The sequence below is a fragment of the Moraxella cuniculi genome (assembly GCF_900637105.1).
In the GTDB taxonomy this organism is placed as follows: Bacteria; Pseudomonadota; Gammaproteobacteria; order Pseudomonadales; family Moraxellaceae; genus Moraxella; species Moraxella cuniculi.
In genome coordinates this window covers 503,641-527,316 of the sequence record NZ_LR134343.1, presented here as the reverse complement: position 1 = coordinate 527,316, position 23,676 = coordinate 503,641, and the positions used below count along the sequence as shown (strand labels likewise).

20 protein-coding genes and 1 riboswitch are annotated in these 23,676 nt (G+C 45.5%); of the genes, 12 read left to right on the top strand and 8 right to left on the bottom strand.

What is annotated here, in order from left to right; all coding sequences use genetic code 11:
- The first annotated feature begins 163 nt into the window (after positions 1–163).
- From gyrB to EL162_RS02445, 6 genes are all read left to right on the top strand, one after another.
- Positions 164–2,620, top strand: coding sequence for a DNA topoisomerase (ATP-hydrolyzing) subunit B (gyrB, locus tag EL162_RS02470; RefSeq protein WP_126329849.1), 2,457 nt, complete (start codon positions 164–166; stop codon positions 2,618–2,620).
- Positions 2,621–2,770: 150 nt separating this feature from the next.
- Positions 2,771–4,330: a glutamine-hydrolyzing GMP synthase gene (guaA, locus tag EL162_RS02465; protein ID WP_126329847.1), complete on the top strand. Its 1,560-nt coding sequence runs from the start codon at positions 2,771–2,773 to the stop codon at positions 4,328–4,330.
- A gap of 145 nt (positions 4,331–4,475) precedes the next feature.
- Positions 4,476–4,820 (top strand): hypothetical protein, encoded by a 345-nt coding sequence (locus tag EL162_RS02460; protein ID WP_126329845.1) that lies wholly within the window; start codon positions 4,476–4,478, stop codon positions 4,818–4,820.
- A gap of 163 nt (positions 4,821–4,983) precedes the next feature.
- Entirely contained in the window at positions 4,984–5,469 is a 486-nt protein-coding gene (locus EL162_RS02455) for a septal ring lytic transglycosylase RlpA family protein (RefSeq protein WP_126329843.1), read from the top strand.
- Positions 5,470–5,479: 10 nt separating this feature from the next.
- On the top strand, positions 5,480–5,878 hold the full coding sequence (locus tag EL162_RS02450; protein WP_126329841.1) for an FKBP-type peptidyl-prolyl cis-trans isomerase: 399 nt from the start codon (positions 5,480–5,482) through the stop codon (positions 5,876–5,878).
- Between the two features lie 155 nt (positions 5,879–6,033).
- Positions 6,034–7,209, top strand: coding sequence for a type III PLP-dependent enzyme (locus tag EL162_RS02445; RefSeq protein WP_076554644.1), 1,176 nt, complete (start codon positions 6,034–6,036; stop codon positions 7,207–7,209).
- A gap of 93 nt (positions 7,210–7,302) precedes the next feature.
- Here EL162_RS02445 and EL162_RS02440 read toward each other — a convergent pair whose 3' ends face one another.
- Both EL162_RS02440 and EL162_RS02435 read right to left on the bottom strand, forming a co-directional pair.
- Positions 7,303–7,653, bottom strand: coding sequence for a RidA family protein (locus EL162_RS02440; RefSeq protein ID WP_076554649.1), 351 nt, complete (start codon positions 7,651–7,653; stop codon positions 7,303–7,305).
- A 21-nt stretch (positions 7,654–7,674) separates the two neighbouring features.
- Positions 7,675–8,928 (bottom strand): D-amino acid dehydrogenase, encoded by a 1,254-nt coding sequence (locus EL162_RS02435; protein WP_126329839.1) that lies wholly within the window; start codon positions 8,926–8,928, stop codon positions 7,675–7,677.
- A 299-nt stretch (positions 8,929–9,227) separates the two neighbouring features.
- Positions 9,228–9,350: riboswitch (TPP riboswitch) on the top strand.
- Between the two features lie 88 nt (positions 9,351–9,438).
- Here EL162_RS02435 and thiC point away from each other — a divergent pair.
- The 3 genes from thiC to EL162_RS02420 all read left to right on the top strand — a co-directional run bounded on the left by thiC (position 9,439) and on the right by EL162_RS02420 (position 13,781).
- A complete protein-coding gene (gene thiC, locus EL162_RS02430) occupies positions 9,439–11,307 on the top strand; it encodes a phosphomethylpyrimidine synthase ThiC (protein WP_126329837.1) in 1,869 nt (622 codons plus the stop codon).
- Between the two features lie 115 nt (positions 11,308–11,422).
- Complete coding sequence (locus tag EL162_RS02425) at positions 11,423–13,264, top strand: ABC transporter ATP-binding protein (RefSeq protein ID WP_126329835.1); 1,842 nt, start codon at positions 11,423–11,425, stop codon at positions 13,262–13,264.
- A 160-nt stretch (positions 13,265–13,424) separates the two neighbouring features.
- Entirely contained in the window at positions 13,425–13,781 is a 357-nt protein-coding gene (locus tag EL162_RS02420) for a NirD/YgiW/YdeI family stress tolerance protein (RefSeq protein ID WP_076554652.1), read from the top strand.
- Between the two features lie 68 nt (positions 13,782–13,849).
- On the opposite strand, the gene EL162_RS02415 is transcribed toward EL162_RS02420, so the two are convergent.
- Together EL162_RS02415 and argH are read right to left on the bottom strand one after the other, a co-directional pair.
- Positions 13,850–14,599, bottom strand: coding sequence for a cation diffusion facilitator family transporter (locus EL162_RS02415; RefSeq protein ID WP_197718990.1), 750 nt, complete (start codon positions 14,597–14,599; stop codon positions 13,850–13,852).
- Positions 14,600–14,758: 159 nt separating this feature from the next.
- Entirely contained in the window at positions 14,759–16,144 is a 1,386-nt protein-coding gene (argH, locus tag EL162_RS02410; RefSeq protein ID WP_126329833.1) for an argininosuccinate lyase, read from the bottom strand.
- 157 nt (positions 16,145–16,301) lie between these two features.
- Here argH and hemC point away from each other — a divergent pair, with 157 nt between their 5' ends.
- From hemC to rlmB, 3 genes are all read left to right on the top strand, one after another.
- Complete coding sequence (gene hemC / locus EL162_RS02405; RefSeq protein ID WP_126329831.1) at positions 16,302–17,252, top strand: hydroxymethylbilane synthase; 951 nt, start codon at positions 16,302–16,304, stop codon at positions 17,250–17,252.
- Entirely contained in the window at positions 17,249–18,010 is a 762-nt protein-coding gene (locus EL162_RS02400) for a uroporphyrinogen-III synthase (RefSeq protein WP_126329829.1), read from the top strand. Before hemC ends, EL162_RS02400 begins: the two co-directional genes overlap by 4 nt.
- A gap of 71 nt (positions 18,011–18,081) precedes the next feature.
- Positions 18,082–18,933: a 23S rRNA (guanosine(2251)-2'-O)-methyltransferase RlmB gene (rlmB, locus tag EL162_RS02395; RefSeq protein ID WP_126329827.1), complete on the top strand. Its 852-nt coding sequence runs from the start codon at positions 18,082–18,084 to the stop codon at positions 18,931–18,933.
- A gap of 53 nt (positions 18,934–18,986) precedes the next feature.
- On the opposite strand, the gene nqrM is transcribed toward rlmB, so the two are convergent.
- The 4 genes from nqrM to EL162_RS02375 form a co-directional block, all read right to left on the bottom strand.
- A complete protein-coding gene (gene nqrM / locus EL162_RS02390) occupies positions 18,987–19,241 on the bottom strand; it encodes a (Na+)-NQR maturation NqrM (protein WP_076554656.1) in 255 nt (84 codons plus the stop codon).
- Between the two features lie 263 nt (positions 19,242–19,504).
- Positions 19,505–21,409 (bottom strand): molecular chaperone DnaK, encoded by a 1,905-nt coding sequence (gene dnaK, locus EL162_RS02385; protein ID WP_126329825.1) that lies wholly within the window; start codon positions 21,407–21,409, stop codon positions 19,505–19,507.
- A 193-nt stretch (positions 21,410–21,602) separates the two neighbouring features.
- On the bottom strand, positions 21,603–22,133 hold the full coding sequence (gene grpE, locus EL162_RS02380) for a nucleotide exchange factor GrpE (RefSeq protein WP_076554659.1): 531 nt from the start codon (positions 22,131–22,133) through the stop codon (positions 21,603–21,605).
- Between the two features lie 190 nt (positions 22,134–22,323).
- Positions 22,324–23,670 carry a deoxyguanosinetriphosphate triphosphohydrolase gene (locus EL162_RS02375; protein ID WP_197718989.1) on the bottom strand — a complete coding sequence of 449 codons (1,347 nt, stop codon included), beginning with the start codon at positions 23,668–23,670 and terminating at the stop codon, positions 22,324–22,326.
- Positions 23,671–23,676: the final 6 nt, after the last annotated feature.

The window sequence follows — 23,676 nt, the reverse complement described above, 5'->3', positions numbered from 1 at the left end:
TTATAAAAACTGGATAACTGTTTAAAAATCAAGAACAAGGTGTGTTTGGGCTTAGAAAACCGATACAATCTATGGCTGATTTATGCTATAATAAGCGTTATTTTGTTTAAATATTTTGGGAAAAACCCTGAAATTATTTCAAGTTTATGTTTAAGGATTTGCTATGACCGAAACCACAAGCAGCAGCCAGCAGGTCGATGGACAAAATGCGGAATACACCGCCAAAAATGTGCGGGTTTTGCGTGGACTTGAGGCGGTGCGTGTCCGCCCTGGTATGTACATTGGCGATACTGACGATGGTACAGGTCTGCATCATATGGTGTTTGAGGTGGTGGATAATGCCATTGATGAGGCACTGGCAGGTCATTGTGATGAGATTAATATTGTTGTCCATGATGATGAATCGGTGTCTGTGATGGACAATGGCCGCGGTATTCCTGTGGATATTCACCCTGAAGAAGGGGTGTCGGCGGCAGAGGTCATCATGACTGTGCTGCACGCTGGTGGTAAGTTTGATGATAATTCTTATAAGGTTTCAGGTGGTTTGCACGGCGTTGGTGTGTCGGTGGTAAATGCCCTGTCCAAAAAATTGATATTAAATATTTGGCGTGATGGTTTTGCACATACACAAAGCTATACCGATGGGGTTGCTGATGCACCGCTTGCTAGATTACAAGCTTCATCACAGACAGGCACGCAGGTCAGATTTTATCCAAGTTTTGAGATTTTTAAGGGTGTAACGACCTTTGATTATGATATTCTTGCCAAGCGTTTGCGAGAATTGTCTTTTTTGAACTCTGGCGTGCGTATTGTGCTAACTGATGAGCGTACAGGCATCAAAGAGGTGTTTGAGCATAAAGGCGGTTTGTCAGAATTTGTTAATTATATCAATGGTGGCAAACAAACCTTAAACGAAATTTTTCACTTTACCGCTGATGGTCAAGAAGGCATCGGAGTTGAGGTGGCGTTGCAATGGTCGGACAGTTATAACGAAAAAGTGCTGTGCTTTACCAACAATATCCCACAAAAAGACGGCGGTACGCATTTGTCAGGATTTCGTTCGGCATTAACTCGCTGTCTAAATACCTATATGGACAGCGAAAATATCGGCAAAAAAGAAAAAGTGCAAGTAACAGGTGATGATGCACGCGAGGGTCTGACAGCGATTATCTCGGTCAAGGTGCCTGACCCGAAGTTTAGCAGCCAAACCAAAGATAAGCTGGTATCAAGCGAGGTAAAATCAGCCGTTGAGACAACCATGCACGAAAGGTTGTCTGAATACTTGCTTGAAAATCCAGCGGCAGCCAAAGCCATCGCCAGTAAGATTATCGAGGCGGCACGGGCACGCGATGCAGCACGCAAGGCACGAGAGATGACTCGCCGCAAAAGTACGCTTGATATTGCAGGTTTGCCCGGCAAGTTGGCGGATTGTCAAGAAAAAGACCCTGCATTGTCTGAATTATTCATTGTCGAGGGTGATTCGGCAGGTGGTAGTGCTAAGCAAGGTCGCAATCGCAAAATGCAGGCAATTTTGCCATTAAAGGGCAAAATCCTAAATGTTGAGAGAGCAAGATTTGACAAAATGCTCTCCAGTGCCGAGGTTGGTACGCTGATTACCGCACTGGGTACAGGCATTGGTCCAGATGAGTATAATCCTGATAAAATCCGCTATCACAAAATTGTCATCATGACCGATGCCGATGTCGATGGTAGCCATATTCGCACCTTGCTTTTGACTTTCTTTTTCCGTCAAATGCCTGAATTGATTGAGAGAGGCTATATTTATATCGCCCAGCCACCACTGTACAAGGTTAAGCGTGGCAAGCAGGAAGTATACCTAAAAGACACTGAGGCTTTGGATGCTTATTTATTGTCCTCAACAATTGATGACCATCAGTTGTTTGTCAGCCAAGATACGCCGCCTGTTACAGGATTGGCTCTTGAGCAGTTGCTAAAAGACTACAGCCAAAGCCAAGTTGTCAAAAACAAACTGCAAGCAAAATATCCAGCGGCTGTGCTTGATGCTTTGACCTTTGTGCCAAAATTTGATACCGCGGATATTGGCGATTATCAAAAAATGACCACATGGGCAAAATTGCTGGAAGATAAAATAAACCAACTGGCACCAAAACTTGAGGCAACGGTGGAGCTGGAGCAGGTTATCTCTGGCGATGAAAATGCCCAGTGGCTGCCCAAGGTGGTGGTATATATTCATCGTTTGCCACAACAATACCTGCTGGATTTGGGATTTTTGGCATCGTCGGATTATGCTCGTTTATTAAGGCTTAGCACTCAATGGAACACTGTGTTAAGCGAAGATGCTTTTTTACGCCGCAATGACAAAGATTTGGCGATTAAGGATTTTGACCATCTTTGGCAGCAATTAATGCTGGCGGCTCGCCGCGGCGTTGATGTGCAGCGTTATAAGGGTCTAGGCGAGATGAACAAAGAGCAGTTATGGGAGACAACAATGGATCCTGAAAATCGCCGTATGCTCAAAATCACCATCGAAGATGCGATAAAAGCCGACCATTTATTTAGTTGCTTGATGGGTGATGATGTTGAGCCACGCCGTATTTTTATCGAAGAAAATGCTCTAAATGCAGATATTGATGCTTGATTGGCAATGAAGCAATCGGTATTTTGTTTTATAAATTTGTTTGGAATTTTGCCATGAATAATATGCGATTTGTGGCAGTTTTCCTTAGTTTTATCACCAAAAAATGCTAAAATAACCACTCATTACACACCAAGACGGAAATTATTTGCCATGACCAATATCACCGCTGATCGTATTTTAATTCTTGATTTTGGCTCACAATACAGCCAGTTGATTGCTCGCCGTGTGCGTGAAGCTGGCGTATATAGTGAAATGTACGCTTATGACATTTCAGAAGAAGATATCCGCAATTTTAATCCAAAAGGCATAATCTTATCGGGCGGCCCAGAAAGTGTGCATATTGAGGGCAGTCCACGAGCACCACAGGTGGTTTTTGAGCTGGGCGTGCCTGTTTTGGGTATTTGTTATGGATTTCAGACCATGTCAGAGCAGCTGGGCGGTAAGGTAGAGGCAGGTGTGGTGCATGAATTTGGCTATGCCAAAATTGATATCACGCATCAAGATAAACTCCTACACGGCATCGCTGATGAAAATAATCAGTCCCAAGTATGGATGAGCCATGGAGATAAGGTTGCCCGCCTTCCTGAAGGGTTTGTAAGCACTTCTAGTACGCCAAGTTGCCCATTTGCCTCTGCCAGTGATGAGAATCGCAAGCTGTATGGTGTGCAGTTTCACCCTGAGGTTACTCATACCGCCAAAGGTGTGGAGTTGATTGCAAACTTTGTTCATAAAATCTGTGGTTGTGGCAGCGAGTGGAATTCTGACAATATCATTGAGATGCGTATTGCTCAATTAAGACAGCAGATTGGTGATAATAAGGTTTTGCTGGGTCTGTCGGGCGGTGTTGATAGCTCGGTGGTGGCAGCGTTGTTGCATCGTGCCATTGGCGATCAGCTGACTTGTGTATTTGTTGATAATGGCTTGCTACGCCTCAATGAAGGCGATCAAGTGATGCAGATGTTTGGCGAAAATATGGGCATTCGTGTCATTCGTGCCGATGCCGAAGAGAGATTTTTGGGGGCTTTGGCAGGCGTTACCGACCCTGAGGCAAAAAGAAAAATCATCGGCCGTGAGTTTATTGAGGTATTTAGCGAAGAGGCACGCAAGTTAGATGGCGTGAAATTTTTGGCACAAGGCACGATTTATCCTGATGTTATTGAGTCAGCTGCAAGCAAGCAGGGCAAGGCTCATGTGATTAAATCGCATCATAATGTGGGCGGGCTGCCTGACGATTTGGCATTTGAGTTGGTTGAGCCGCTTCGTGATTTGTTTAAGGACGAAGTGCGTAAACTTGGTGTGGCATTGGGCATTCCTGCTCATATGATTTATCGTCATCCGTTCCCAGGTCCGGGATTGGGCGTGCGTATCTTGGGCGAGGTCAAAAAAGAATATGCTGACATTTTGCGTGTGGCGGACGATATTTTTATGCAGGAGCTTAGAGCATCTGGCTGGTATGACAAAACTGCTCAAGCCTTTGCGGTATTTCAGCCTGTCAAATCGGTTGGCGTGGTTGGTGATGGCAGACGCTATGCGTGGGTGATTGCCTTGCGTGCAGTGGAGACGGTGGATTTTATGACTGCTCGCTTTGCCCATCTGCCGTATGAGCTTGTTGATAAAATTTCAACACGCATCATGAACGAAATCCGCGATGTCTCACGCGTGGTGTATGATGTATCAAGCAAGCCACCTGCCACCATCGAATGGGAATAATTTGGTATAAATTTTTATAACAAAACCGCCAATGACAGCAATTGGCGGTTTTTTTTGTGATTTTTAAAAAATAAAGATTGTTTTTTTTTTTTTGATTATGATAGCCTTTTCCTTAATAATGTATTTATTAACCAATTGGGAGAAAATGATGAAAAAATATCTGGCAGCTGTTGCACTGGCATTGATAAGCTCAAGCAGCTTTGCTTATTATTGCAGCTACACAACTTATATTAGTAATGATGATAAATTTAACACCAGTGGTAAATTTTTGGGCAATTCTGTAACCAAAAAAGCAGCCGCTGCTATTTTACGCCAAGAAAGGGCGTATGCAGGCTCATGGGAGTGCGGTCTGGGCGATGCTGATAGTCGAGCCAGATTTGAAGAAAAAGTAAAAAGAAGCAACCTATCGCCAGCCGTAATCAAAAGAATCGTGCGTGGCAACCCGACAGTTAGGGTAGAAATTTATGATTCTTATGTAAAAGTATATTGATTTGTCTGATTAAAAGCTCTTTTTTGGGGATTTTGTAGTAAATCAGCAATAATTGAGTAATATTAAATAATCATTGTTAAAAAATGTCAATGACCGCCAAAAAAGATATATTTTTTGGCGGTTTTTGGTTATTATTGGCGGTTTGAATTGTAAGGAGAAATCCATGAAAAAGTTTCTGGCAGTGGCGATTGCACTAAGTGCCACAACTGTACATGCCCAGCAGGTTGCAACCTATTACGGCGGCAAATTCCACGGTCGCAAGACGGCAAGTGGCGAAATTTTTAACCAAAATGCCATGACTTGTGCCAGTAATAAGCATAAATTTGGCACACGCCTAAAAGTTACCAATGTCGCCAATGGCAAATCGGTGGTTTGTCGTGTCAATGACCGTGGCGGCTTTGGTAAATATGGCATTGCACTGGATTTGTCAAAAGGAGCATTTGCCAAAATCGCTCCCTTGTCGCAAGGTCGTGCCAGAGTTACCATTGAGCTTGCAAATGACGCTGATGTCGCTGATAACAAAGATGCAAATCTGGTAGCAGATGCCGCTCCAGTTGCCAATCAAGTTGATGAAGCATTATCAAAAATCGCAGCAGTAACAACCACACGCACAGTAAAAGTGGTGCTGGCAAACCCAACAAATGACTAACGGCGTGGTGATGATGTCACAGTTTGTGGTAGAGGATGTGGTGATTGGCACAGGCAAGGCTGCTGAGCGTGGGGCGTTAATCACAGCTCAGTATACAGGTCGTTTGGCTGATGGCACGATATTTGATGCGTCTAATGAACACGGATTTGAGTGCGTCATCGGCACAGGTCGAGTGATAAAAGGCTGGGATTTGGGCATATTGGGCGATAAAATCGGTCAAAAATTATGCGAAAAATGGGGCATTGAGTTGGATTTGCCAACATTTGAACCGATGAGAATTGGCGGTACAAGAAGACTTGTTGTGCCTGCTCATTTGGGCTACGGCGAACGCCATGTGGGCAAAATTCCACCGCATTCTGATTTGTACTTTGAGATTGCTTTGTTGCAGGTAAAAACCCGTGATGACTGACAATGGTCTGACACCCAAAAGCCTGCTATAATAACTATGGCAGGTTTTTGATTTTAAAACCAAAAAAACTGTGTGATAATCTGTGATAAGTACAATTGACAATTGCAATACAGATGGGCTGTTGCACAGATAACTTTAATAACAGGGAGCTAAGCATGATTAAAATCGATCAATATTTTGACAAACAACAATGGCAAAAATTCACCGATGCTGCCAAGGGCGAAGAAACGCCACTTTTGGTGGTGGATTTGAGCCGTATTAAGACCAAGTATGAAGAGATGGTGAATTTGTTTCCAAAGGCAAAAATTCACTACGCCATGAAGGCAAGCCCTGCTGTTGAGGTGGTGAATTATTTGGCGGATTTGGGGTCAAATTTTGATTGTGCGTCCATTTATGAATTGGATCGTGTGCTGGGCTGTGGCGTTTCGCCTGATCGCATTTCTTATGGCAACACCATCAAAAAAGCCGACCATGTCAAATATGCTTATGAAAAGGGCATTAGATTGTATGCCACAGATTCTAAGGCTGATTTGATTAATATTGCCAATAATGCCCCTGGTTCAAAGGTGTTTGTGCGTATCTTGGTGCATGGTGCAGATACTGCCGAGTGGCCGCTATCTCGTAAGTTTGGTTGCCACCCTGATATGGCGATTGATTTGTTGGTACAGGCTAAAAATCTGGGTCTTGTGCCTTATGGCATTTCGTTTCATGTTGGCAGTCAGCAAAAAGATGTGGCGGCATGGGACGATGCTTTGGCGAAGGTCAAATATATGTTTGACTGGATGAAATACGAAGAAGGTATTAAACTGCAAATGATTAATTTGGGCGGTGGTTTTCCAACCAATTATATCAGCGAGGTGAACCCAATCAGTGTCTACGCCGAAGAGATTCACCGCTATCTGTCTGAGGATTTTGATGAAGATGAAATGCCAGAGATTATCCTAGAGCCGGGCCGTTCTATGGTTGGTGATAGTGGCGTGCTGGTGTCTGAAGTGGTGCTGATTAGCCGTAAATCACGCACAGAATTAACCCGCTGGGTCTATACTGATGTTGGGCTGTTCCAAGGGTTAATCGAGACGCTTGGTGAGGCGATTAAATACCCTGTTTATACACCAAAAATGGAAACTGCCACCGAAAAAGGCACGGTGATCTTGGCAGGGCCAACCTGTGATAGCACTGACATTATGTACGAAAATGCTGCTTACAAACTGCCACAGAACCTTGAGATTGGTGATAAGCTGTATTGGCTGACCACAGGAGCTTATACCAATTCTTATTCATCGGTGGAGTTTAATGGTTTTCCGCCATTAAAGGTAAAATATATCAAGTGATGTTTCATGTGGAACATTCAGTGCCAAAGAATTATGGTATTGATAAGTGAAACAAAACCACCCCAAAATCGGGGTGGTAAGACTCGGCTTGGCTTAGACTGCGGCAATAACCATGATCTCAACCAGCCAGTTTGGATTGACCAGCTTGGCCTCGATGGTGGCACGAGCAGGCGGAGTTGTACCTTTGACCCAGTTATTCCACTCTTCATTAAAATCAGCAAAATTTGCCAAATCGGTGATAAAAACTTGAGCCGAGAGGATTTTTGATTTGTCTGTACCTGCTTTGGCAAGGGCGGCATCAATATTGGCAAAAACCTCACGAGATTGACCTTTTATGTCCAAGCTGTCATCATTAGGCACTTGCCCTGCCAAATAGACCACGCCGTTATGAATGGCGATTTCGCTTAGGGTATCGTTGCTGTCAATTTTGATGATATTACTCATAAATATTCCTTAAATGATAAATTAATTATAACGAGCGGCAGACAGCCCCTCAAGGCTAATTTGTGTCGGTGTATGCGTGATGATGTCGGCAATCAGCTGACCTGAGCCACAGGCCATCGTCCAGCCAAGTGTGCCATGCCCTGTATTGATATATAAATTGGCAAATCGACTCTCGCCAATAATAGGCGTGCCGTCTGGTGTCATTGGACGCAAACCTGTCCAAAAGCGAGCATTGGCAAAATCACCACCGCCAAACAACTCTTGGCTGACCATCTGTAGAGTTTCGCGGCGTGCAATGGGCAAATCGGTATTAAATCCGCTTAGTTCTGCCATGCCACCAACACGAATGCGATTATCAAAGCGAGTGATGGCAATCTTAAAGGTTTCGTCCAGTACGGTAGAGACAGGGGCGAGCGATTCATCAATAATCGGCACGGTCAGCGAGTAGCCTTTGACAGGATAAACGGGGAGCTTTAGCTGGAGTTTTTCGGCAAAAGGGCGAGAATAGCTACCAAATGCCAACACATAATTATCCGCTGTCAAACGCTCTCCATCTGCGGTGATAATGCCCGTGATGGCATTGTTTTGATGTTCGATATCTGCAATGGTCGTATTGAATAAAAATTTCACGCCCAAGCCTTCGGCGATTTTTGCCAAGGATTTGGTAAAAATATTACAATCACCCGTTTCGTCATTGGGCAGTCTTAAGCCGCCAACCAGCTTATCTTTGGCATGAATTAATGCAGGTTCGATGGTGGGCAGTTCATCGCGGTTGAGCAGTTGATAATCAACGCCGCATTCTTTTAAAACCTCAATATCGCGACCAACAACATCCATCTGTGCTTGCTTGCGAAACAATTGTAGCGTGCCACGCTCACGATGCTCATAGCTGATATTGGTGTCTTTGCGTAACTGTTGCAGGCAGTCTCGGCTGTATTCGGCGACTCGCATCATGCGTTCTTTGTTGATGCTATAACGATCGGCATTGCAGTTGGCAAACATTTGCATCGCCCATTGTAGTTGCCACAGTGAACCATCAGGACGCACAGCAAAAGGAGCGTGCTTTTCAAGCAGCCATTTGGCAGCTTTTAGCGGAATGCCGGGTGCTGCCCAAGGTGTTGAATAACCGGGGGATATTTGCCCTGCATTGCCAAAACTTGTCTCTTCGGCAACATTGTGCTGCCGCTCAACAACTGTAACCTCTACGCCTTGTTTGGCGAGATAATACGCTGTGGTTGTGCCGATGACACCGCCACCCAAAACCAAAACTTTCATGAACTATTCCACAATTAACCGATTTAAAACCACACCAAATTTGGGCAATCATGCACAATTTGTAAGCTGTTTTGTGGTTTTTTGTTCCATATTTCCTTGCCACAGACGAACTGGCAAAGGTTAATTAAATATATAATAACAGGCAATGACAATGCTTGACAAGCTAAAATTTAATCAATTATTCAAGGTAAAATCCGCTGGCTGCTTGCACTGGTATTATTGACAAGTTGTGCAGAATTGACACAATTTGCCAAAAGAATAAAAATTAACCAATCTAAAAATTTGTGCTATACTGTTGTTATAACTTGACGGAGTACAGCCAATAAGCTGTTGAGACTGTCTTATAACCCAAGCGTTGTTGCAGACAGATACCGTTGAACCTGAAGGTTAAGACCTGCGTAGGAATCAAGTTAATGAAAGTAAACCCATCTGTTTGTACCCAAAATTGGCTTTTCTTTGTTGGCTTGGTTTGTGCGTTTTTGCAATTAATCACCCATAAAGGAATATGCCATGACTCAGTCTAGCAGTACCAGCACGCCATATTGTGTTGAAAGCGTTGATGATTTTGCCAAATTTGATACGCACAAATCCACCCAGCATGAACAAGATGCCAAAGATTTAACCCGTATTTTGCCTGCGTCCAAAAAGGTCTATGTGCAAGGCTTGCAGGCGGATATTCGTGTGCCATTTCGCCAGATTACGCTGTCTGATACCCCAGAGGGCTTGGCTGATGGCAATTCACCAAAAAATGAACCGATTTTGGTATATGACACTTCAGGCGTTTATACCGACCCTGATGCTCAGATTGATTTAAATCAAGGATTGCCAAAGCTGCGAGAGCCATGGATAGACAGCAGGGCTGATACGATAATTTTGGATGAACCCAGTTCGGATTTTGGCAAGGCACGGCTAAAAGACATCACCACTGCTAATATTCGCTTTGCTCACATCACCAAGCCTCGCCGAGCCAAAAAGGGGCGTATCGTTACCCAAATGCACTATGCCAAAGCGGGCATTATCACGCCTGAGATGGAATATGTCGCCATTCGCGAAAATCAACGCCAAGCACAGGGCGTGGATACCAGACAGCATCAGGGAGAGAATTTTGGTGCAAATAATCAGCAGGAAATCACCGCCGAATTTGTTCGTCAAGAGGTTGCCGCAGGTCGTGCGATTATCCCTGCCAATATCAATCACACAGAGCTTGAGCCGATGATTATTGGGCGGAATTTTTTGGTAAAAATCAATGCCAATATTGGCAACTCGGCACTGGGTTCAAGCATTGATGAAGAAGTTGCCAAGATGACTTGGGCGACTCGTTGGGGTGCTGACACCATCATGGATTTATCCACAGGCAAAAATATCCACGAAACGCGTGAATGGATTATCCGCAACAGTCCCGTGCCAATTGGCACTGTGCCGATTTATCAGGCATTGGAGAAGGTTTTTGGTGTCGCCGAAGATTTGTCGTGGGAGATTTTTAGGGATACGCTGATTGAGCAAGCCGAGCAGGGCGTGGATTATTTTACCATTCATGCAGGGGTGTTACTTGACCACATACCACTGACCGCCAATCGCTTGACAGGCATTGTTAGCCGTGGCGGATCGATCATGGCACAGTGGTGTTTGGCACACAAGCAAGAGAATTTTTTGTACACACATTTTGATGAGATTTGTCAAATCATGCAAGCGTATGATGTCAGCTTTAGTTTGGGCGATGGGCTGCGTCCTGGCTGTATCCAAGATGCCAATGACAAAGCACAGTTTGCCGAGCTTGCTACTTTGGGCAAGCTAACCTGTCGTGCGTGGCAACATGATGTACAGATAATGATAGAAGGGCCGGGTCATGTGCCGATGCAGCTGATTCGGCAAAATATGCAGCAACAGTTGCAACTGTGTCATGAAGCACCGTTTTATACACTTGGGCCGCTCACCACAGACATTGCCCCCGGCTATGATCATATTACCAGTGCCATCGGGGCGGCGATGATTGGTTGGTATGGTACGGCGATGCTGTGCTATGTAACCCCAAAGGAGCATTTGGGATTGCCAAATAAAAAAGATGTCAAAGACGGCATTATCGCCTACAAAATCGCCGCCCATGCTGCAGATCTTGCCAAAGGACACCCTGCTGCCCAAGTGCGTGATAATGCTCTGTCAAAAGCACGCTTTGAATTTCGCTGGGAAGATCAGTTTAATCTGTCATTAGACCCTGATACTGCACGCAGTATGCATGATGAAACCATGCCCAAGCAAGCACACAAATCGGCACATTTTTGCTCGATGTGTGGGCCGAAGTTTTGTTCGATGAAAATTACCCAAAATGTGCGTGATTATGCCAAAGACCATCAAATGCCAGCTGGTTGTGTTGATGACTGATTGACTGCCGTGTTGGCTGTGTGGATTGATGTAGGCTCGATGTTGCGGTGTGTCTGGCTTGCCATGCCTATAATATGCGGTATAATGGCGGTATTTTTATAACCAAGAGAGCGATATGTCTTTGTTTTCTTATTTTGAAAAACGCCTAAACCCTTACCCAGACACACCGATGCCAACCAGCCAAGATGGCTTGTTTGCTTTTTTGTGGGCGTGTACCAAAGGAGCAAGGGGCTGGATTATTATTCGCATGATACTGGCGGTATTGCTGGGGGTGTTTGGCTCGTTGCTGTTTGCATGGGTTGGAGATGTGATTGACTGGCTGACTGTCTACACACCGCAGACGCTGTGGCAACAAAAAGGCAGCACCGTCATGGTGATTTTGGCATTGTGCGTTTTGTCAATTTTTGCTGAATTTTTGGGCAATTTGATTCATTATCAGACCCTACAAGGGGTGCTTCCGATGCGACTGCGGTGGTGGTTTCATAAGCACATGCTTGGGCAATCATTGCAATTTTATCAAGATGAATTTTCTGGGCGTGTCTCTGCCAAGGTTATGCAAACAGCACTGTCGGTGCGTGATGCGATTATGACCATGGTGGAGATGATGGCATTTGTTACAGCTTATCTTATCACCAGTGGCGTGATTTTGTTTCAGTTGGATTTTTGGCTGTTTTTGCCATTTTTGTTATGGTTTGGTTTTGCGGTACTGATTATCAAGTTTTTCTTACCACATCTAAGACGCACCGCCGAAAAACAAGCAGACGCACGAGCGTTAATGACAGGGCGAGTAACCGATGCCTATGCCAACATTGGTGCGGTGAAGTTATTTAGCCATTCGCAACGAGAGCTGGGCTATGCCAAGACAGCGATGGACGAGTTCATGACAACGGTTCATGCCCAGATGCGTTGGGTGAGCTTATTGGCAACCACAATCGAGGTGCTGTCGCTGGTGATGATTGTTGGCAGCATGGTTGTTGGTGTGTATCTGTGGAGTGTTGGGCAGGTAACGGTGGGGGCGATTGCGGTGGCAAGCGGTATCGCACTGCGACTAAAGGGCATGATTCACTGGATTACTTGGGAGACAGCAGGATTGCTTGAGCATATTGGCACGGTTCAAGATGGCATGACTGCCTTAACCACACCGCACGCCATCGTAGACAAGCCAGATGCGACACAGCTACAAGTGGTTGCAGGCGATATTATTTTTGACGATGTTACATTTAATTATGCACGCCGTGATGTCAATATGCAACTATTTAGCAAGTTTACATTATCAATAAAAGCAGGAGAAAAAGTCGGGTTGGTTGGGCGAAGTGGTGCGGGCAAATCCAGCTTGGTTAATCTGCTGTTAAGATTTTATGAATTGGACGGTGGCAGAATATGTATTGACAATCAAGACATTAGCCATGTCAGCCAAAATTCATTGCGATCACAGATTGGCATGGTAACACAAGATACTTCGCTATTGCACCGCAGTGTGCGAGAAAATATCGCCTATGGCCGCCCTGATGCCACCGATGATGAGATTATTGCTGCCGCCAAAGCAGCCCATGCGTGGGAGTTTATTGAAAATCTACAAGATAAATATGGCAACACGGGGCTAGATACCCAAGTGGGTGAGCGAGGAGTTAAGCTCTCTGGAGGTCAGCGGCAGCGTATTGCCATCGCCCGAGTGATGCTAAAAAACGCACCGATTTTGTTGCTTGATGAGGCGACCAGTGCCTTAGATAGCGAGGTGGAGCAAGCCATCACGGACAGTCTTGATGACATGATGGCAGGCAAAACTGTCATTGCCATCGCTCATCGTTTATCAACGATTGCCTCAATGGATAGGTTGGTGGTGATGGATAAGGGGCAAATTGTCGAAATGGGCAGTCATGATGAGCTGCTTGCTTATGGCGGTGTTTATGCGTCGCTGTGGGCAAGGCAGACAGGCGATGGTTTTTTGCAAGAATAAAAATTATTAAAAATCAAATGGTTGCATAAATTTTGTTTGGTGTTTTTGATAAATTTTTATCCCTTAAGGTTTAGTTAAGGTTGATGTGGTTTAATATGCACCATCAACTGATGGCAATAACCATCAGCCAAAACAAACAGTTTATTATTTGGAGTTTATTATGACTTTTATGAAGCAAATTTTGGCAGCGGCATTGACAGTTTCTGTGGTAGCAGCACCGATGGCTTATGCCAAAAACAATCAACAACAAGGTATCCAAACCGTTACCGCAGCCACTGTTCAGTCAGTTGGTGATGACAGACAAGTAACCATCACGGGCAAGATTGTGCGTTTTTTGGGCAATGAAAAGTTTGAATTGCAAGACCAAACAGGCACTGTGATTGTTGAGATTGATGATGATTATTATCAAAATCCACAAGAGTTGATTGGCAAGACAGTTACCATCAATGGCGAAACTGACATCAGTTTACGCAAAAAACGCGTAGAAATTGACGCTGATTATGTTCAATTTCGCTAAGATTATCCGTTAAGTAATCAGTTTTGTTTATAAAAAATCCCCAAGCTGAAGTTTGGGGATTTTTGTAATCAGTGTTTGTGGTCGCTATGGTCGTGATTGTGATTATCATGATTATCATCACTATTGGCGTTTTTGATTCTTAAAAAAGAAGCCTTAGTTACCATGATGCCACTTCTTAGGATAAAAATACTCAAAATCACACTGGCGACAATATCTACCCATAGCCAGTTCAGTAACCACGCCGCCAAACCTGCGATGATAGCAACCACCGAGCCGAGCAAGTCCGCCAACACATGCAGATAAGCAGAGCGGATGTTTAGGTTTTCTTGGTCGCTTTTTAGGATAAGCCAAGCAACGCCGATATTAACAAGCAATCCAATGATAGCAACACCAAGCATTGGCAGAGCCAGCATTTCTGGTGGATTGCCCCAGCGGTTGATTGCCTCAATCAGTACATATACAGCGATGACAATGAGTGATAGTCCATTGAGCAGTGCTGCCCACATTTGTACTTTGGTGCTAAAATATAAAGCGACAAATGCCAAGAATAATGCTAGGCTGTCATTTGCCATGTGTCCTGCATCTGCAAGTAGGGCAAGGCTTTTGAAGTACCAACCACCAGCAAATTCGATGAACATATAGCCAGTGATGATAACAAAGCTGATAAGCAAGATGCGTTTGTCATTGGGTACATGACTATGACCATGTCCGCCGTGATCGTGGCTGTGGTCATGGTCGTGATTATCGCCGTGAGGGTGGCTGTGTTTGTGGGTGTTGCTGCAAGAGGACATGATTTCACCGTATGTGTGATTATTCATTTAAAGCATATATTATATACGCAGGCGGAATGATTTGCAAATACCCCGTAGGTATTTTTGCAAAATTTGTCAAAAATGCCATTAAGGATTGTAGCTTTGTGGGTGGTTGCTGGTTTATTTGTCGCATTAAAAACACCCCAATTTGGGGTGTGTTGTTGCTTAGCTGATGCGCTGTCTGCCTCTGATGATGGCTTGTTTGACTTGATTGGGGGCCGTGCCACCAAGATGGTCTCGAGCCTGTAGCGAGCCTTCGAGGGTTAGGCAATCAAATACATCATCTGCAATCAGCGGACTAAAGCTCTGTAATTGTGCCAATGATAATTCTGACAAATCAACGCCTGTCTGCACCGCCAAAGCCACTGCCTTGCCAACAACTTCATGGGCATCACGAAACGGCAAGCCTTTTTTGACCAAATAATCTGCCAAGTCGGTTGCGGTGGCATAGCCTTTCATGGTTGCTGCACGCATATTTTCGCTATTTGGCACAAGGTTTGGCAGCATATCAGCAAAGGCAAGCAAGCTGCCCGTAATAGTATCCACGCAATCAAACAATGGTTCTTTGTCTTCTTGATTGTCTTTGTTGTATGCCAGCGGCTGATTTTTCATGAGTGTCAATAAAGTGGTCAATTGCCCAAAGACCCTTGCCGCCTTGCCACGCACAAGCTCTGGCACATCGGGGTTTTTCTTTTGGGGCATGATTGATGAGCCTGTGCAGAAGCGGTCAGGCACCACCACAAAACCAAATTGTGCCGACATCCACAGAATAATTTCTTCGCTCATGCGTGATAGGTGCATCATCAGCAGCGAGGCATTGGCGGTAAATTCGATGGCAAAATCACGATCTGATACCGCATCAAGTGAGTTTTGGCAAATGCCCTCAAAACCCAGAAGTTCGGCGGTAATCGTGCGATCGATTGGATATGTTGTTCCTGCTAGGGCGGCACTGCCCAGTGGCATTTGATTGATGCGGCGGCGAGTGTCGGCAAATCGCTCACTATCACGCACAAGCATCTCAAACCACGCCATCACATGATGGGCAAAGCTGACAGGTTGTGCGGTTTGTAGATGGGTGAAGCCGGGCATGATGGTGGTGGTGTGCTTGTCCGCCAAATCAAGTAAGCCTGATTGCAGGCGTTTTAGCAGTGCCAAGATATTATCCGTTTCATCTCTTAGCCATAGGCGAATGTCGGTTGCCACCTGATCATTGCGACTTCTGCCTGTGTGCAACTTTTTGCCGACATCACCGATTAGGGCAGTCAGGCGAGATTCGACATTCATATGTACATCTTCTAGGGCGACCGACCATTGGAATTGACCAGCGTCAATTTCGGCTTGTACTTGCTTTAGACCACTGATAATCAAATCACTTTCTTCGCTGGTGATGATACCGCAGCGACCCAGCATGGTGGCATGGGCGATGGAACCTTGAATGTCTTGTTTTGCCATGCGTTTATCAAAATTGACCGATGCGGTAAATTCAGCCACAAAACCATCGGTTGCCTCACTAAAACGACCACCCCACATGCTTGAAGTTTGTTCTGTCATAATCTGCCTTCTTGATAATAAAAATATCAAAAAGTATACCATATTTGCTGACAAGAATAACGCTTAATCAGAAAAATTGCCAAAACAGCGAACAAACTTTGCCATTTGCGTGCCAAAACTCTTATAATAGGCATAAGTAATATAATTTGGATTTTGTATGAATGCACGCACTCTAACCATCGCTACTCGTCAAAGCCCCTTGGCTCTGTGGCAGGCGAATTTTATTAAACAAGCACTTGAGACACTGTATCCGCAGCTGGTTGTTGAGCTTTTGACCATGGTTACTCGTGGCGATAAAATTTTGGACACGCCACTTGCCAAAATCGGTGGCAAGGGGCTGTTTGTCAAAGAGCTTGAGCAGGCACTGTATGATGGCAGGGCTGATATCGCTGTGCATTCTTTAAAAGATGTGCCAATGGTGCTGCCTGATGGCTTGGTGCTTGGAGCATATTGCCAACGACACGCCCCAACCGATGCATTTGTATCCAATCAATATGACAGTCTGCAAGCATTGCCAGCTGGTGCTGTGCTGGGAACTTCGAGCTTACGCCGTGAGTGTCAGTTGCGACAGGCACGCCCTGATTTATCAATCAAAAGTTTGCGTGGTAATGTTGGCACACGCTTAGCTAAGCTGGACGCAGGCGAGTACGATGCGATTATCCTTGCCACCAGTGGGTTACAGCGATTGGGGCTTGATGACAGGATTCGTCATGAGCTTGATGATGAGCTTTGTTTGCCTGCGGTTGGACAGGGGGCGTTGGCGATTGAGTGTCGTGCCGATGATGCTGCTGTTTTGTCGCTGCTTGCACCGCTAAATCATGCAAGCACTCGCCTGTGTGTCATGGCAGAGCGAGCGATGAATCGCACTTTACAAGGCGGTTGTCAAGTGCCGATTGCAGGATTTGCAACCATCGCTGGGGATAAACTTAGCTTGCGTGGACGCGTTGGTTCGCTTGATGGCACAGTTCTGTTAAAAAGCCAAAACAGCATTGTGCTGACAGGCGGTGATGAATCCGCTGCCGAAAATTTAGGCACAGCAGTTGCCGAAGATTTGCTGGCACAGGGGGCGGATAAGATTTTGCAAGCGATATATCAAGACAACGCATGACTCCGCTACTTATCAATACCAGACCCAGCCACCGAAGTGCGGCAATTGACCAAATCACGGTAGTGCCTGTGGTGAATTTGCCACTGCTTGAAATTGTTTCGCTGTCCTTGAGTATCAGCGAGCAGGCAATGATGACAAAGTGGCTGACTGGCGATTATCATGCATTGGTTATCACCAGTGTTGAGGCGGCAAAGCGAGCATTGGCATATCTTGGGCAGCTTGGCGTGGATTTGACAACTGTCGCTACCACGATGACCGCACCGATAATTGCCGTTGGTGAGGCGACCGCCAAAGTGTTATCAGCTCGTGGATTTTCGGTGATTTTGCCAGCTGTTGCCAGCAATGAGGGTATGCTGGCATTGCCAGAGATTGCCACTTTGCAGGCGGGCGAGCGGGTGCTGATTTGGTGCGGTGTTGGCGGTCGCAGGCTATTAAAAGACACTTTGTTGGCAAAAGGTGTGCAGGTTGATGATGTTTATTGGTATCAGCGGCGTGTGCCAGATAATCTAGAGTTGCGATTTAATCATTTGCAGCCTTTGCTGGACAAGCACAATACCTGTGTGCTAATTAGCAGCCAAATGGCATATCAAGCATGGCGGACACTACAGCACACTTGTCGTTATTATTTGACGCTGGGCGAGCGATTATCACAGCTTGTCCGTAGCCAAGAGCCAGCCGCTCAAGTTGCCAAGATAGATACCCTGCACCCTGATGAGATTTGCTTGGCAATTGATGGGTTAATGCAACACACTGCCTAAGTGTTTGTCAAATTATTATATAAACCGCCAATAAGATGGTGGCTATGATTAAATTATCAGGATAAAACTTCATGAACGCAACCAACAAAAAACGCCCAAACCGAGGCGATTATCGCAACTTGCCAAAGTCATCTGCACACCAAAAAGGCGAGGCTAGGTCAGCCAAGGCAAAAATGCCACATTTTTATGGTATTCATGCAGTAACCATGTTATTAAAACGCCGTCCAGAAGAGGTGCTGGCGGTGTTTGTACAATTGCGTGAAGATGGTCAGCCAAGCCACGAACACCAACGCATCATTGAGATGGCTCAAGCGTTTGGTATCAGTGTTCAGTATGCACACAAGGATAAATTATCGCAGCTTTGCGACAGTCATCAGCACCAAGGCGTTGTCGCTTCAGCCAGAGCCAAGGCGGTTGCTGATGAGGCTTTGCTTGATGTATTGATGGATAAGCCTGATGTGTTATTTTTGGTGCTTGATCAGATTACCGATGCTCATAATCTGGGGGCTTGCTTGCGTTCAGCGTGTGCGATGGGCGTTGATGCCGTCATCATACCCAAGCATCAATCAGCACCGATTACGCCGACAGTTGCCAAAGTTTCGGTTGGGGCATCAGAGGTGATTGATGTTGTCTTGGTAACCAATTTGGCACGCACTTTGGACAAACTGAAAAAAGCAGGCGTGTTTGTTTTTGGCACAGCACTTGATGAGACTGCCAAGCCAGTGCAGGCGTGTGATTTTGTTGGCAAGGTTGCAATCATCATGGGTTCAGAAGGCGAAGGCATGCGGCGATTGACCCAGCAGATGTGCGATACGCTGGTTTATATTCCGATGGCAGATAGGACTGGCCGCCCGCAGAGTCTCAATGTCAGCGTCGCCACGGGCATGATGTTATATGAAGTGGCAAGACAGCGACAAAAATAAATCAGCTCGCCCACAAGCGTAACTATTCATGTTACGCTTTTTGCTTTTGGTATTTAGGCAGGCTTGGATAAATTTTTGGCTTTGGCTTGGGTGGCTTTGTCAAAATCGTTGTTGTTTTCGCATTTATTTGGGTCATTGCCACAGAATTGACAATATTCATCACCCATCAAATTTGCCACACCGCCACACGAGCCTTTGAGTGGTTGTTTTTTTACCAAATAACCAATACCCATAAACAAAAAGAATAAAACAAAAACGCCAAGAGTAACAAAAAAAATCGGCAAAAATTGGCTGATGATATCATTCATTGGCTGATTCCTTTGATTGGTTGTGCCAGCCATTTGGTTGGCGGGCTGGTAGTTGTGCTTATTATAGCATTTTTATTGTTCGGTGGCGACCTTGTCAGGGTTATAAATCGCATACATGATTGGGCGTTATTATCTTGATGGGCAAGGTGGCTTTGGCTTGGGCGGCTTTGTTGTGCTGGATTGTCCATCTATTGTTTGGCTAATGCAATAAAAAACAGCCCATGCAACATGAGCTGTTTTTTTTGTTTGGTAATGCTGACTGATTATTTGTCTTTGACTTCGGTAAATTCAGCGTCAACGACACCATCGTCAGCTTGAGCTTGTTCTGGCTGTGCTTCACCAGCTTCGCCACCTGCTTGGGCATAGATTTTTTGACCCACTGGCAAGAAGGCGTTGTCCAATGCCTCAAGTTTGGCCTTGATGTCATCAACATCGTCTTCTTTGGCGGCAGCCTCTAGGGCAGTGATGGCTGCCTCAACTGCTGCTTTTTCGTCATCACTGACCTTGTCAGCAGCGTCTTTTAGGGCTTTTTGTACGCCATGAATGCGACCATCGGCTTCGTTACGCACATTGGCAAGGGCGGCAAATTTCTCATCTTCGGCGGCATTTGCCTCGGCTGCACGAATCATCTCCTCGATTTCTGCCTCTGATAGACCAGAGTCTGCTTTAATCTGGATTGATTGTGATTTGCCTGTGCCTTTGTCTTTGGCAGAAATGTTCATAATACCATCAGCATTGATGTCAAAAGTAACCTCAATTTGTGGCACGCCACGCGGTGCTGGCGGAATGTCTGTCAAATCAAAATTGCCAAGCAGTTTGTTTTGGTTGGCGATTTTGCGTTCGCCTTGATATACCTGAATGGATACCGCAGGCTGGTTGTCGGCTGCCGTTGAGAACACTTGTGATTTTTTGGTTGGAATCATGGTGTTTTTCTCAATGATTGCCGTCATCACGCCACCCATGGTCTCAATGCCCAAGGTTAGCGGTGTTACATCAAGCAGCAGCACATCTTTTTTGTCGCCAGCAAGCACAGCCCCTTGGATAGCAGCACCCATTGCAACCGCTTCATCAGGGTTTACATCTTTTCTTGGCTCTTTGCCAAAGAATTCCTGCACTTTTTGTTGTACCAGCGGCATACGCGTTTGACCACCAACCAAGATAACATCGTCAATGTCGCTTGCTGATAGACCAGCATCTTCTAGTGCGGTTTTGCAAGGAATAATGGTGCGAGCAACCATCTCTTCGGTCAAAGACTCAAGTTTGGCACGGCTGATGGTAACCACCAAGTGCTTTGGACCTGAGGCATCGGCAGTAATATAAGGCAGATTTACCTCAGTTGATTGGCTGCTTGACAGTTCAATCTTGGCTTTTTCGGCAGCTTCTTTTAGGCGTTGCATGGCAAGCGGATCGCCTTTTAGATTGACATTTTGTTCTTTTTTGAACTCTTCAACCAAATAATCAATCAATGCAAGGTCAAAGTCCTCACCGCCCAAATGGGTGTCGCCATTGGTCGCCAGAACTTCAAATTGTTGCTCGCCATCAACATCAGCGATCTCGATGATTGACACATCAAATGTACCACCACCCAAGTCATACACAGCCACGGTTTTGTCGCCGCCTTTTTTGTCCATGCCATAGGCAAGTGCAGCAGCAGTTGGTTCGTTGATGATACGCTTAACATCCAAACCTGCGATTTTACCCGCATCTTTGGTGGCTTGACGCTGAGCATCGTTAAAGTAAGCAGGTACAGTTACAACAGCTTCGGTTACGCTTTCGCCCAAATAATCTTCGGCGGTTTTTTTCATTTTGCGTAGCACTTCGGCACTGATTTGTGGAGGTGCTTGTTTTTTGTCGTTTACCTCAACCCAAGCATCGCCATTGTCGGCTTTGACGATTTTAAAAGGCACAAGCCCAATGTCTTTTTGAACTTCTTTGTCCTCAAAACGGCGACCGATTAGACGCTTGATGGCAAACAGTGTGTTCTTTGGATTGGTAACCGCTTGGCGTTTGGCAGCTTGACCCACCAAGGTCTCGCCGTCTTTAAATGCCACGATAGATGGCGTGGTACGCGCACCTTCGGCGTTTTCAATTACTTTTACTTTGTCGCCTTCAAGCACTGCCACACATGAGTTGGTGGTGCCTAGGTCAATACCAATTACTTTAGCCATAGTTTACTCCAATTTAAAATTATTTTAATGATTAAGGTTGTTTGCTTTAGCCAGACTTGAAAGTTTAATTCAAAATCCTGCCAGAGTAAGTGCTATATTTGTATGATTTTTGGCTTTTCAAGGGAAAATTTTGAAATTTTTTCAAAAAATTTTGATTTTTAAGCCATTGAAATTATTCAATAAATCCTTAGGATTATGCTCCAACCAGTACCATCGCAGGTCGCAGTGTTCGCTCATTGAGCGTGTAGCCTTTTTGTAGTACTTGACCGATGGTGTCTTTTTCGGCATCGGCAAAAATACCCACCGCTTCGTGCAAATCTGGGTTGAATGCCTCGCCAACTTCACCAACAGCAACTACGCCATTTTTTTCAAGTACGCCAAGCAGCGATTTGTGCGTCAGGCGAATACCCTCCAGTGCCGCCTCGTCTGTGCCTGTTTTTTCGCCATTGTCAATGGCACGCTCCAGATTGTCCACGACATCAAGCAGCTCTTTGGCAAATTTTTGCAAGGCAAATTTTTTGGCTTTTTCGGCTTCTTGCTCCATGCGGCGTTGGGCATTGTAGCTTTCGGCATTGGCACGAGCTGCCGTTTCGGTTGCTTCTTTGACTTGTGCTGTCAGTGTTTCGATGGTTGCTTGTAGCGTGGCTAGCTCATCGGCTTTGGCATTGTCGGTGCTGGTCTGTAGCACTTCATCAGTGCTGTGTTCGGTATTTTGTTCAGTCATAATCATCGCCCCAAAGGTTAAAATTCCCCATCTTGATAGTGGTAAAATACGGATTTTTCAAGGGCGATTGCTAAATTTATCATCAATCATGCTGTTTTGGGCGTGGTTGATGGTAGTTTGGTTGTGCTAAAAGGGAAAATATGTTTGGCTGATTTTACGCATTTTTAGGCGACCAATGAGTCAAGGACGCCTAAACCATGCTTACGCCCGAAATGTCGCGTGCCAAGCGGGCGGCAGTGTTGTCGGTCAATCCGCCAATAAAATCCAGCACGCTCATATAGTCTTGGTACAGGCTATTTTTGGCTGATTTGTCAAAACCTATCAAATCCAGTGCTAGGGCGTGTTTGGTGCTGATTTGTTGATTTTGATGATGAGCAAAGACCGCAGGAATCAACAAATCCAGTATCGAACCTAGACAACCAAAAGCGGCAATTTCGGTAGCTAGTTTGCTGTCATGGCGAAAAATTTTGTTGGCAGCGAGGTTTTTGGCTTCTTTTAGGGTGTTTTTGATGGATTCATCGCAGACGGCGAGCAGGTCTTTGTGGGTAAATTTGCCCATCAATAACTCGTCATGATGCAGCATAAAAGCATGGCTAATGCCCTGTATGGCTTGTCCGATGGCGGTGCCACGCATCGCTCCACAACGCTGTTCAATATTGCTGATGTTGGTCAATTTGGCAACGCCATCAATGTTGCCCAAAATATCTTGAAAATCAGCAATGTCAATCAGTCCAAGCTCTACAGCATCCTCCAAATCAAGCAGGGCATAGCAAATATCATCAGCAGCTTCCATCAGGTATGACAAGGGGTGTCTTGCCCAATGGTCGGTGGCAAGTTCGGGCAGTTGCAATTCGGCGGCGATGTGGCGAATGAGTGGCATTTCGCTTTGATAGATATTAAACTTTTTGCCCTTGGCATGGGGGTTGTTGCTTGCCCATGGGTATTTTAACAAGGCACCAATGCTGGCACAGCTTAGCCGCATACCGCCTTGATTTTGGTACATTTCTAGCCGTAACACGGTACGCAGACTGTGGGCATTGCCTTCGTAAGTGCAGATATCTTGTCGCTGTATTTCGTTAAGATTTTCTAAATAAATCTCATGCTTTGGGTTGGCAAACCATTCTCGCAATGCCGCCTCGCCTGTATGACCAAAAGCTGGGTTGCCCAAATCGTGAGCAAGGCAAGCCACTTGCACAATGGTGCCGATATTGCTCGGGCTGTAGCCATCTGGCAACAGGTGGGCATCTTGTAGCTTGGCACCGACAGCATTGCCCAGACTGCGACCAACGCTCGCCACTTCTACGCTGTGTGTCAGGCGGTTGTGGGTATGGTCGCTGCGTGCAAATGGGTGGACTTGTGTTTTGCGTCCCAGTCGGCGAAATGCTCGACTAAAAACCACACGATCGTAGTCCACATGAAAATTGGTGCGAATGGCGTCTGTATCGATGGATTTTGGTTGGATTTGTTCATCAATCACGCCAAACCGCTTGGTGGACAATCGTGCTTGCCAGTGGTTTTTCATTTGCACAAAATTCATAAGTTA